Here is a 12,135-nt window from a genome sequence, read left to right on the forward strand (position 1 = left end):
AAACGACCGCAGAGGTTCGTCGAGAAATAATGCGGAGCAAAGCCCGTCAGATACCGTCGGAATTCTGCGCATTTCAGACACTGAAACCGCGTTCCTTCACATTATCGACACCTCGCGATTACTCAAGGTGCTGAAGGAGGATAAACGCGCCATTTTCAGCGCAGCCGCGCATGCGCAGCGTGCCGCCGACTATCTCCACAGATTGCAGCCGCAGCCCGATGAAGTGAAGGAAGCCGCCTGAAACAGAAGCGCCGGAGGGAAAACCCTCCGGCGTTTCGCGGAACCGCCGCCATGGTGACGGCGGCAATGTCGTATCCCGCCCGACCCACCCCTAAGCGGACGGCGCGGCCTTTGGGGCCGCCCCCGCAGGGGCTTTCAGCCCCGATAATCCTCGAAACCGCGCTCCCGCTTACGCGGCACGTCCTTGTGGCCGCTGCACAGCCAGCAGGAGCAAGGGCGGCAATGCGTAGAGGCATTGCGCCCGACCGCGCGCGGCGAATGCGTGGGCGCGTCAGCAAGGCCACGCGACCACAGAGCCATGACGCGCCGCGCCCGCGCTTTCATCCGTTCTTCGTCTTGTCTGCGCCTTGCCCGCATCCGTCCTGTCCTGCCGCTTACAGCCCTAATATGTGCGCTGCGCGCCATAGCCGAATTGACCGAGAGATGGCCCACAACAAGGCTCGAATCAACCGGAGACGGGACCGCTTTGATGCGCGATAATGGGGCGGGTAGAAGCGGATTTTGCGCGCGTGGCCGCGCGACGGTTCCGCAAATTTTTCTGCACAGTACCTACACAGGCAAAAACCGGCGGTTTTTGCTATTGTTTTTCAAATCTTTAGTGGAATCTGAAGATTTGGAGCGGGTGAGGGGAATCGAACCCCCGTCGTAAGCTTGGGAAGCTTCTGCTCTGCCATTGAGCTACACCCGCGCGAGAGGGGCGCTGTGTGGCATGGGGCGCGTGCTGCGTCAACGGGGATTGGGGCGAGGGGCCGCCTTACATCCCCTGTCATGACGAAAATCCGGCATCATTAGTTATTGCGCCAAGCTAGGGGATGGCGCGGGATTTGCGAATGTTCGAGGCGACTATGGCTTTAGGCATGCTGAGCAAGACGGGCTGACTTTTTGAGCGCTTTCTAAAAGCATGCCTCCCACGTGTGACCGGCTGAGCGTTGCCCGGTAAAGCGCTCTGGACAGGCAATGCCCTGCCGGTTAGGACGGCGCATGAGCAAGAATATGGTTAAACGCTATGGATAGCCCCCGCATAGGCTCTGAAGTCGAGGCAGGTTACTCGCGGATCTCCGGGTCAGATTCTTATGTGTCGTCAAGCATTGGGGGCAATGTAATGCGCCGGCTCAAATCGCTCGGTTCGTTATTCTGGATCACCGTGGTGATCCCCACCACCATTGCTATTCTCTATTTTGGATTGTTCGCCTCCGATGTCTATATATCGGAATCGCGCTTCGTTGTGCGCAGCCCAGACAAGCCCGCGACGACCGGGCTTGGCGTGCTCCTGAAATCGACCGGATTCACCAACGGTGGCGACGAAATCTTTGCGGCACAGGATTATGTTGCGTCTCGTGATGCCCTGACGGCGCTCAACCGTGGCGGATCATTTGAGAAGGCATACTCGGCCGCTGGTATTTCGATTTTCGACAGGTTCAATTCGTTGGGCACGGGCGATACGTTCGAGGATCTTTACAAATATTATCAGAAGAAAGTGAAGGTCGATCACGACACTACCTCGTCGATCACCACGCTGTCCGTGCGCGCCTACACGCCGCAAGATGCGCAGCGGTTCAATACCCAGCTGCTCGAAATGGCTGAGGCAACCGTCAACAAGCTCAATACACGGGGGCGGCAGGATCTGATCCGCTTTGCCCAGATCGAGGTCGACGAAGCTAAGCAGAAAGCGCGTGATGCCGCCTCCGCGCTGGCGATATATCGTAACCGCGAAGGCGTAGTGGACCCTGAGAAACAGGCGGCCGTGCAGCTCCAGATGATCTCTAAGATTCAGGACGAATTGATCGCGACCCGATCGCAGCTGCGCCAGCTCCGCAACTTTGCCGCGCAGAACCCGCAGATTCCGGTTCTGGAGACGAAGGCTGAAGACCTCAAGGCGCAGATCGACGAGGAGCTTGGGAAAGTAGCAGGGGATAGCAAATCCCTTTCATCCACCGCTGCGCAATATCAGCGCCTTGCCTTGGAAGCGCAATTTGCCGACAAGAATTTGGCGGGCGCGCTGGCCTCTCTCCAGGATGCGCGAAACGAGGCGCAGCGCAAGCAAGCCTATGTAGAACGCATCGTCGAGCCGAACCTGCCCGACGATGCACTGGAGCCTCGGAGGTGGAGAGGGGTATTGGCTGTCCTAGCTTTGGGGCTCGCAGTCTGGGGTGTATTGCGTATGTTGTTCGCAGGTATCCGCGAGCATATCGGCTAATTCCTATGCGCAGGGAGTTGAACAGTTCGTTGTCACAATCTTGGGCCATCCAGAGGCGCATCATTTTCGCTTTAGTGATGCGTGAGGCCCTGACCCGCTACGGCAGACATAATATAGGTTTCTTGTGGCTGTTTGTAGAACCGATGATTTTCACCATCGGTATCACCATCTTCTGGACGTTTACCAAGGCAGCTCATGGTTCCGATCTGCCGATCGTGCCGTTCGCCATTACTGGCTATTCATCGGTTCTTGTATGGCGCAATATCCCTGGTAGGCTTTCCAACGCGGTGTTGCCCAACGTCGGGATCATGCATCACCGCAACGTTCGGCTGATTGACATCTATTTCGCTCGACTTCTGCTAGAAACGTCAGGTGTATCGATGTCATTTCTCTTTTTGACCCTTGCATTCTGGGTAGTCGAATGGACTGCTTTGCCGGAAGACGTGTTGCAGGTTCTGTCGGGTTGGCTTCTTTTGAACTGGTTTGGCTGGTCTATGGGGCTGCTGATAGGTTCCTTGAGTGAGCAAACCGAAATCATCGAAAAAATCTGGCATCCGGCGACCTATTTCCTTTTCCCCCTTTCTGGAGCTGCTTTTATAGCGGATGCGCTTCCCCCGGCTTTCCGAGACTTTGTGCTATGGTTGCCAATGGTCCATTGTGTAGAGTATATCCGGGAGGGGTTCTTTGGTTCCGCTTTTGTTGCACATTACGACCTCGGTTATGTGGTAACCTGTTGTTGCGTTATGAGTGTCGCAGGGTTCCTCAATGTCAATTATGTCGCTAACCGGGTAGTGCTGCAATGATCCGGTTCGAGCAGGTATCCAAGCGCTATCCGCTGGGCCATGGCCAGCGCGTTGTCCTGCAGGATGTAAATTTGGAAATCGCCAGAGGCGAAAAAGTTGGTATATTAGGGCGCAATGGATCTGGAAAGTCTACCACAATAAGGCTGCTGAGCGGGGCGGAGCTCCCATCAGCAGGACGAGTGGTTCGGGACATGACCGTTTCATGGCCGCTCGCCTTCGGCGGGGCTTTCCAAAGTTCACTCACTGGAAGAGATAATCTCAGGTTGATCTGCCGTATATACGGTAAAGACCACGAGGACTGTATTGATTTCGTAAGCGATTTCTCCGAGCTTGGCGCCTACCTTGATGAACCGATACGGAACTATTCCTCTGGCATGAGCGCACGCCTAGCTTTCGCCATCTCAATGGTAATAGAATTTGATTGTTTTTTAATTGACGAAGTAGTCGCCGTAGGAGACAGCCGTTTCCATCAGAAATGCCATGAGGAGTTGTTCGTCAAGCGTATCGATCGGTCTTTCGTGATCGTATCTCACGATACAGAATACATTCGCCACCACTGCGATATCGCACTTGTCCTGAGAGACAGCACCTTCCATCGCTTTTCGAGTATCGATGAAGCGATTGAGAATTATGTAAGTAATTGAGGAGTTGACGCATTGAAAGCAGTTTTACTTGCGGGTGGACTCGGAACTCGTATTTCAGAAGAAACTGTCAATAAGCCAAAGCCCATGATCGAGATTGGTGGGAAGCCCATTCTTTGGCATATTATGAAGATATATTCTGCTCATGGAATAAATGATTTCATCGTGTGTCTGGGATATAAGGGTTATGTGATAAAGGAATTTTTTGCCAATTACTATCTGCATACTTCTGATGTTACGTTTCAGATGCGCGATAATTCTATGCATGTTCATGCTAATAAATCAGAGCCATGGTCCGTAACATTGGTTGACACCGGTGATGACACGATGATTGGTGGACGGATCAAGCGAATTTTGCCGTTCATCGGCGATGACGAGGCTTTTTGTCTAACTTATGGGGACGGTGTTGGAGATGTCGACATAAGTGCGGTGATTGCAACGCATCGCGCTGAGGGCAGGCTGGCAACCGTTACTGCAACTCAGCCGCCAGGCCGTTTCGGATCCCTGCGGTACGAGGGTAATCAGGTTCTTGGGTTCCAAGAAAAGCCGCAGGGAGACGGTGGCTGGATCAACGGTGGGTTCTTTGTGCTTTCGCCCAAAGTTGGAGATTATATTGAGGGCGATGAGACTGTTTGGGAACGTGAGCCCATGGAGCAGCTGGCTGTAGAAGGCCAGCTGTCGGTTCATTTTCACGATGGCTTTTGGCAGCCTATGGATACATTGCGTGACAAACGGCAACTTGAAGAATTGTGGGCATCGGGCGCTGCGCCCTGGAAGATTTGGTGAGGAAATCATGAAAATTCTTGTTACCGGCAACATGGGCTATGTCGGACCAAAGCTGGTATCGCATCTTAGAAGTGCCATGCCCGATGCAATTCTGTACGGCTATGATAGCGGTCTTTTTGCGCACTGCCTGACGGCGCCTGGCGCCTTTCCAGAAACAGGCTGTGCTCGCCAGTATTTTGGGGATGTCCGGGATTTGCCGGAAGAACTGCTGTCAGAGGTGGATGCTGTGGTAATGCTTGCCGCTGTTTCCAATGATCCTATGGGGCAAAAATATGAGGGCGTTACCAGCGCAATAAATTATGAGGCCTGTGCAGATATTGCCCAGCGGGCGCTTAGGCTAGGTGTAAGGCGCATCGTTTTTGCTTCAAGTTGCAGCATGTACGGGTTTGCAACTGGAGGACCCCGCAAGGAAACAGACGATCTCAATCCCCTCACGGCTTACGCGCGCTCCAAGGTGGCTACTGAGAAGGCGCTGGAACAACTGGAATGCGGAGATGCGGTGGTCACCTCCCTGCGGTTTTCCACCGCATGCGGAATGTCGCCTCGATTGCGGCTCGATCTTGTGCTCAACGACTTTGTGGCATGCGCTCTTGCCAACCAGGAAATCACGGTGCTCAGCGATGGTACGCCATGGCGCCCGCTTATCGACGTGAAAGACATGGCGCGGGCGATCGAATGGGCGCTCGTTCGTACACCTGAAGCAGGCGGCAATTATGTCGCTGTTAATGTGGGCTGCGACGAATGGAATTATCAGGTCAAAGACCTTGCGGAAGCCGTAGCAAAAGCGGTTCCAGGCACCAGCGTATCCATAAATGTCGACGCACTGCCCGACAAACGATCCTACCGTGTCGACTTTTCCCGGTATCGTGAACTGGCGCCAGATCATCAGCCGCAGGTTAAGCTGGAACAAGCTATCAATGAACTCGTTGAAGGGTTGCGGGCAATGAATTTCGCTGACGGTAATTTTAGGTCGTCGCAGTTCATGAGGCTGAAGGTCTTGGAGGATCATGCTCAGGCCGGACGCCTCGATGATGCTCTATACTGGCGCTGACCGCTCTGTACTGTGAAATGAGGTTTTTATATGATTTTCAACGAGATGCCGCTGAAAGGCGCATACACAATAGATTTGCAGCCTCGCGGTGACCAACGTGGTTTTTTTGCTAGGGCTTTTTGCCAGAGAGAGTTTGGTGAACTGGGCTTGGAGACTAATTTTGTTCAGATGAACGATTCGTTCAATGCGAAGGCGGGTGTATTACGAGGCATGCACTTTCAGCGTCCGCCTTCTTCTGAAGTGAAGCTTGTGCGATGTATCAGGGGTGCATTGTTCGATTTCATCGTCGACCTGAGGCCTGACTCCCCCACGTTTAAGCAGTGGTCTGGCGTTGAACTTACGGCAGAAAATCGGCGCATGATTTACGTGCCGAGAGGTTTCGGACACGCATTTGTGACGTTGAAAGACGATACAGAGGCGCTTTACATGGCAAGCGCTTTTTATGACCCCGCTTCTGAAGGTGGCGTTCGCTTTAACGATCCAGATTTAATGATTAATCTGCCCATCGCGATATCAGAGATTTCTGACAAAGACCAATCCTGGCCGGACTTGGCTCAGCAGAACCTTGAGTTTTTAAGGGGTCTCTGAGGTTAAGTTTTTGAATTTGCCATTACGCGAGGCACGATAGGGGGTATAGTGTATCGTTGTGATTGCCTCGTGGTGGGAGCGGGAGTTGTTGGGTTAGCTATTGCGAGAGAATTTCAGCTGGCTGGCTATGAAACGTTTGTCATTGATCGAGCACAGACTTTTGGCACAGAAACCAGTTCGCGCAATTCTGAGGTAATTCACGCAGGTATATATTATCCTTCTGGTTCCCTTAAAGCGCAGCATTGCGTACTAGGCAAACAGCTGCTTTATGAATACTGTGTGGATAGAGATATTCCGCACAAGCGTATTGGAAAGATTATTGTCGCTGCTTCACATTCCGAGGTAGGAGCGCTTGATCGTTATCGAGCGAGTGCTAGCCTCAATGGCGTGAATGACCTGATTTGGTTAGATGGCGATGAAGTAGAGCGGATCGAGCCCAATGTTCGCGCTGTTGCAGGGCTACTCTCGCCCAGTACCGGCATCATCGATAGTCATGCATTTATGCTCGCCCTGCTTCATGACTTTCAGATGGCCGGCGGCCATTTCGTCCCGTCGTGCGAAATGACGGGCGGCATTTCAGAAGGTGAGCGTGGCATTCGCGTTTGTCTCAATGACGGAACTGAAATTTTCACCCGATGGCTTATCAACTGTTGCGGGCATAACGCGCCAGCGACCGCGCGATCGATTGAGGGTTTTTTGCCAGAACACGCCCCCGATAGCCATTTTGCGGTCGGTCATTATTATGTCTTGAACGGGGCGTCGCCATTCTCGCATTTGGTCTATCCTGTTGCCCCTCCTGGAGCGCTAGGCGTTCACGTTACTTTGGATATGGGCGGCCAGGTGAAATTCGGACCGGACATTCGTTGGATCGACAAGCTTGACTATAGCTTTGACGATAGTCGACGCCCAGCTTTCATTGAGGCGATACAGTCATATTTTCCTGGACTCAATCCGGATATGCTCTGCGAAGGCTATACCGGCATTCGACCGAAAATCGCCAGCGCTTCCAAGCCGGATATGGACTTCGTCATTCAGGACGAGCGAGCGCATGGCACTGTCGGGCTGGTAAATCTCTTCGGTATAGAATCGCCGGGGTTGACGGCATCCTTATCCATCGCCAAGACCGTAGCTGCTATTGCTCAGCGATAATCTATCGCGCGAAATGGCCTGGATCGGGTTTTTCGCGAGGATAACCGCATGGTATTAGAGGAGGCTTCCTGTCACGGTGCTTACATATGGGCTCCCCACGAATAGCGGAAATATGCATTTTCCGCGTTTGCAAACTCTGTTCTGGATATTGATGACCGCCTCATGTTCTGGAAATTAGCTACATATGCCAAGTCAGTGGCGGTTCCGCTGATCGAGGGATATCTGCGATGGCGCGACCGCATCGGCCTTGCAATGCTGAAGCTAAGCGGCAAATCCACAGTTGTAGACGTGCAAAATGCTGATCGCCTCACGAGCGACCGAGTTGTTATATTTGCGGCCTATCCCACTGAAAAGCTCGCATCATTCCACATCCGCTTTCTAGAAAAGTGGGAGCGGCGAGGGTATTGCATCATCATAGCTAGCCACCACCCACGCGCAACGGAAATCCTTCGACCTTTGGCTGAGCGTGGATGGTGCGTGATCCGGCGTCGGCCGTTCGGTCGGGATTTTGGCTGTTACCGGGATGCATCTCGATTGCTCTATGATCTGCAGGACAGCGGGCAGGCAAATTTTTCGCGTGTCGTATACATTAACGATAGCGTCGTCACGGTCGATACCGCTGAGGAGCAGATCATCAGCTATATTGACGCGCCAAGCCGTCATTTCGTTGGCATTACCGACAATTACGACCGCGGATATCACATCAGTTCGTATATGTTTGGCATATCAGGTCAGGTGTTTCGTGAGCGTCGGGTGCGTGACTATTGGCGCAAATATGGTGCGGTTTCTACGCGTCGATACGCTATTTCCAAAGGCGAAATAGGCTTTTCGCGCTGTATAACAAAGACGGGCTATATCCCGCATGTTCAATGGCCTATAGCAAAGCTGAAATCTCGGCTCGAGAGATTGGACCTAGACCGTGTCAGCATGATTGCCGAGGCTATGGAACCCCATTTCAAATCCCGGCACAAACATCCGCTAATTCAAGTGAATGAAAGTCTTGATGAATTTGTGTCTTCGAGGAAGAAGCTTTTAGCTGAAGACCCTGCTCAGAAGCTCGGTGGTTTAATCAGCCAGTTCGTTCGATCTTCCGGGAATAAGCCACAACCCAAGCCAGTCGGCGGTCGACATATGGAATTGGTCGACCTTCCTAACGATAAGCAGGTCGCCGTATTCAATCGTACCGCCCGAGATCGGATGACGGACACAATCGTCGGCTATATTTTTCGTGGTAGTCATATTCATCATGGCGCAGCTCCCTTACTGTTCCTGGGTGCCGGTGTTCTCAAAAAGGACCTAGTATTGCGGCGTATCATCGAGCCATTCAACATCGAGAAGTTACTGCTGGACTCGAGGGCTTGCGCTTCTCACGAAGTAGACGAAATATTGATGGAAATAGTTGCCCGCGGTCATCCCAAATCGTTCCGAGGCGGGCGAGCACTCATGCTGCGCTGGGACTTTATATGAATTTCAGGTCGGAGCGGTAGCTTAACTATGCGCATACTGATTTTGATGGACAATGCCACGCTGGCACAGCTGGTTTCCGGTCAACCCCCAATTGCAGGGTTTAGCCACGATAAGAATCTGTTTCAATTCGCTCACGAGTCGCTGCGTAAGGGTTACGAACTGTTCATCTGCTCGATCCAAGACGACAAGCGCACGACGCAATATAATCGTATTTATAGCGTTTATCCGTTCTGGGATGCGCGGCCCGATGGAACGGACTATGGCACGGTTTGCCCCGACATTGTGGTAGGCGTGTTTCTGGAGGCGATGAACGTCCGCACCGTCTTCCCTCATGCAAAGATCGTGGCAATCCAGGCCGCCATTCACTGGTCGGAATCTCCTGAAACCTTTGGTGCCGAATATCTCTTCGATACCATCACAGCCATACGATATAATGTCGACTTTTTGATTACGCAGAACGAGCGGATGAAAAATTTGCTTGACGTGTTTTTCAAGTTTGTCGCTAAGACCTCGATTGCTGACCGCATAATCGTGGCGCCGCTCGGAATTGTGGAAGAGGAACGTCGCGAGGTCGTTGATCGACAACAAATCCGGCGTCAGATGGGACTAGCAGACGGTGAAATAGCCATCGTCAATTCCGGTGGCGTATGGTCTTGGACTGATTTCAATTGCTTCATTTCTGCCTTTTGCCGTCATTGCGATGCGCGCGCAAGCAAGCTGAAGATCTTCATCATGGGATTTCAGCAACCTGAGAATGATTTTCATACAGCTTATATCGCCCAGACTAAGAAAATTATCAGCCAGCACTCTCACCTTATCGGCCGGAATATTGTAATTGAGGATGAATGGTATCGTGCCAGCAAAGTGGTAAAGCAATATACCGCTGCAGCTGACGTTGGCCTGAATGTCAATCTTCCCACTCTGGAGAACTGGCAGAGCTATCGTCTCCGCTTTCTCGACTATCTCTACTTCGGAATTCCTGCGATCAACACGGCAGGGGATCAAGTTGCAGACGAGGTGTGCCCGGAAGCCTTGTTCGTGGTGAAGCCTGGAAACGAGCAAAGTTATCTGAACGTGCTAAGTACAATCGAAAGTGACCCGAAGGCTTTGGCGACCCGGGCAGCAGCGATGCACAAACTTGCGCGCAGTTACGATAGCCGCGCCACCTATGGTGTGGCAATTGACCATATTGTTGCAAGTCCGAGGCGCCCAGAGCAGGATTTTGCGGCGTGGCCTGAAACTGTGCTGGATTTCGCAACCCGACGGGCGGGCAGCATGTTTAAGGGGCGTCTGGCGGCGCGACTGGGCGAATGGTTGGACGACTGAAACTGGGGGCGGGCAAATGAGAGTATTGCTGACGGGGGCGACTGGTTTTCTGGGTTCTCATATTGCGGCCCACCTCGTGGTACGTGGAGATGATGTTTTAGCCATACATCGACCAGGAACCCGGCTCGACCGTTTGCAAAAGGTGATTGGCAACCATCTGGCAACCGCAAAAATGTCTGAAGGCTATGATAATCTGGAGGATATTCTCGCGCACTTCAAGCCAGATGCCGTCATCCACGTCGCAGCCAAGAGCAGGGGTGGAGAGTCACCTTCAGAGCTCAAGGAATATGTCGATGCCAATATCCTGTTCCCCAGCCGGCTCCTGCAAGCGATGGAGGCGGTTAATGTCCGCGCTCTGGTGAACGCGGGCACCAGTTGGCAATGGGGTGAGGACGGGTCTTATCGTCCGTTCAACTATTATGCTGCTACCAAGCAATGTTTTGAGGATATTCTCCCTCATTATTGCGAAAGCGGCCTCAAATGTGCGACCCTGAGACTGTTCGATATCGTGGGACCGGGAGATGACCGCAACAGGATAATCGACCTGTTGATCGATGCAGGTTTGCGAGGTGAAGCGCTCAAAATGTCTCCAGGTGAGCAGCATATGTATATTGTCGATGTCCGCGACGCAGCGCGCGCCTTTGTTCATGCGGTCGACCTTGTTACATCGGCAGAGGCGGATGCGCATAGCGTTTATGGTCTTCGCTCCCATGAAGCGATCAACCTAAAGGATTTAGTCGACCAGTTGCAGCAGGAGACAGGTTTGCGGATCGACGTAGAATTCGGGGGACGTCCTTATCGTGCGCGTGAGATCATGCGTCCCTATGATGGGCAGCCGTTGCCCCCCGGATGGCAGCCGCAGATTACGCTACCACAGACGTTAAGGGACATGGTCCATTTCCGGCAACAAGCTTTGCTGAGCGCGTGACGCTTCTCAGCCTTCGATAGCGAATAAGCTTTGAATACTTCGGATACGCTGCATCTTCCGCAAATAACGCTTTGCGCGGTCGCTTCCATCGATCCAGCACCGGCCTTGCGGGCGTTGCGGCTCAGCATGCGTGGTATACGGTTCGGCAGTGTCAAGTTAATCAGTAGCATTCTTCTTGATGACGTCCCCGCGAGCATTGAGCAAATCAAGATCGAACCATTTTCTGACATACGCGGCTATTCGCGTTTTATGATGAAGGATCTCTGCTCCTACATCAGTACGCCTTATGTACTGGTTGTTCAGTGGGACGGCTTCGTGACCGATCCCGGAATGTGGAATGCCGATTTCCTTTCCTATGATTACGTAGGAGCGCCTTGGCCTCAATTTGAAAAAGCGCGGTCAGTAGGCAACGGGGGCTTTTCCTTGCGCTCCCTCAGACTACTGGAGGCCACAGCCGATCCTGCCGTAAGTGCTTACCATCCCGAGGATGTGGGTATCTGCCACGTCAATCGCTCAGTGTTGGAGCAGGGCTTTGACATTCGCATAGCACCATGGGAGGTAGCTAACCAATTCGCATACGAGCGAGAAAATACGCGAAAATGTTTCGGCTTCCATGGCTCATTCAATTTCCCTGAGGTGTTGGGGCACGACCTGCGCGCTTTCATCGATGAAACCCCTGCTAAGCTGTTCCTCAATAGAGATGGGCGTGACCTGTGTCGTAAAATGGCGAGCAGCTCGGATCGCGCGACCGCTATAGCGGGAAGGCGACTGGCCCGGGAGCTCGCTCGCCTCTCTCCGGTTTCGCGGCAGTCATGGAAGACGTTGCTTGATACGCATAAGTTGTGCAGATGAGACCGTATATTTCGAGAGCGACATTCAGTGCGAAGATCATTCTGAGGCGGAAGGTACAAATAAGATGGACTATTATCTGACATTTGGAAGCCATCATTTGGCTGCCA

General features: G+C 52.7%; 11 protein-coding genes, 1 tRNA gene and 1 pseudogene. 12 read left to right on the plus strand and 1 reads right to left on the minus strand.

The window, feature by feature from the left end; genetic code table 11:
* Positions 1–241 (plus strand): annotated as a pseudogene (locus EQG66_RS09815) (hypothetical protein); the annotation flags it as partial.
* A gap of 613 nt (positions 242–854) precedes the next feature.
* Here EQG66_RS09815 and EQG66_RS09820 read toward each other — a convergent pair.
* Positions 855–928 (minus strand) — tRNA-Gly (locus EQG66_RS09820).
* Positions 929–1,384: 456 nt separating this feature from the next.
* Between EQG66_RS09820 and EQG66_RS09825 the strand changes: the two genes are divergently transcribed.
* From EQG66_RS09825 to EQG66_RS09870, 11 genes are all read left to right on the plus strand, one after another.
* Positions 1,385–2,437: a KpsE/RkpR family capsule polysaccharide export protein gene (locus EQG66_RS09825; protein WP_245988017.1), complete on the plus strand. Its 1,053-nt coding sequence runs from the start codon at positions 1,385–1,387 to the stop codon at positions 2,435–2,437.
* A 17-nt stretch (positions 2,438–2,454) separates the two neighbouring features.
* Positions 2,455–3,240 (plus strand): ABC transporter permease, encoded by a 786-nt coding sequence (locus tag EQG66_RS09830; RefSeq protein WP_245988019.1) that lies wholly within the window; start codon positions 2,455–2,457, stop codon positions 3,238–3,240.
* Complete coding sequence (locus EQG66_RS09835) at positions 3,237–3,884, plus strand: ABC transporter ATP-binding protein (RefSeq protein ID WP_129404420.1); 648 nt, start codon at positions 3,237–3,239, stop codon at positions 3,882–3,884. Before EQG66_RS09830 ends, EQG66_RS09835 begins: the two co-directional genes overlap by 4 nt.
* Before the next feature lie 12 nt (positions 3,885–3,896).
* On the plus strand, positions 3,897–4,667 hold the full coding sequence (gene rfbF, locus EQG66_RS09840; protein ID WP_129404421.1) for a glucose-1-phosphate cytidylyltransferase: 771 nt from the start codon (positions 3,897–3,899) through the stop codon (positions 4,665–4,667).
* Positions 4,668–4,674: 7 nt separating this feature from the next.
* Complete coding sequence (locus EQG66_RS09845; protein WP_129404422.1) at positions 4,675–5,718, plus strand: NAD-dependent epimerase/dehydratase family protein; 1,044 nt, start codon at positions 4,675–4,677, stop codon at positions 5,716–5,718.
* Between the two features lie 30 nt (positions 5,719–5,748).
* The gene (gene rfbC / locus EQG66_RS09850) at positions 5,749–6,306 is read left to right on the plus strand and encodes a dTDP-4-dehydrorhamnose 3,5-epimerase (RefSeq protein WP_129404423.1); all 558 of its coding nucleotides are present in this window, start codon (positions 5,749–5,751) and stop codon (positions 6,304–6,306) included.
* 48 nt (positions 6,307–6,354) lie between these two features.
* The gene (locus EQG66_RS09855) at positions 6,355–7,455 is read left to right on the plus strand and encodes an NAD(P)/FAD-dependent oxidoreductase (RefSeq protein ID WP_129404424.1); all 1,101 of its coding nucleotides are present in this window, start codon (positions 6,355–6,357) and stop codon (positions 7,453–7,455) included.
* Positions 7,456–7,617: 162 nt separating this feature from the next.
* Positions 7,618–8,922, plus strand: coding sequence for a hypothetical protein (locus tag EQG66_RS09860; protein WP_129404425.1), 1,305 nt, complete (start codon positions 7,618–7,620; stop codon positions 8,920–8,922).
* Between the two features lie 27 nt (positions 8,923–8,949).
* Positions 8,950–10,248 carry a hypothetical protein gene (locus EQG66_RS15350; RefSeq protein ID WP_164975653.1) on the plus strand — a complete coding sequence of 433 codons (1,299 nt, stop codon included), beginning with the start codon at positions 8,950–8,952 and terminating at the stop codon, positions 10,246–10,248.
* Between the two features lie 16 nt (positions 10,249–10,264).
* On the plus strand, positions 10,265–11,176 hold the full coding sequence (locus EQG66_RS09865) for an NAD-dependent epimerase/dehydratase family protein (RefSeq protein WP_164975654.1): 912 nt from the start codon (positions 10,265–10,267) through the stop codon (positions 11,174–11,176).
* Between the two features lie 30 nt (positions 11,177–11,206).
* Positions 11,207–12,028 carry a DUF5672 family protein gene (locus EQG66_RS09870; protein ID WP_129404427.1) on the plus strand — a complete coding sequence of 274 codons (822 nt, stop codon included), beginning with the start codon at positions 11,207–11,209 and terminating at the stop codon, positions 12,026–12,028.
* The last annotated feature ends 107 nt before the right edge of the window (positions 12,029–12,135 follow it).

Origin of the sequence: Sphingobium fluviale, assembly GCF_004122115.1 — a bacterium.
GTDB classification, from domain to species: Bacteria; Pseudomonadota; Alphaproteobacteria; order Sphingomonadales; family Sphingomonadaceae; genus Sphingobium; species Sphingobium fluviale.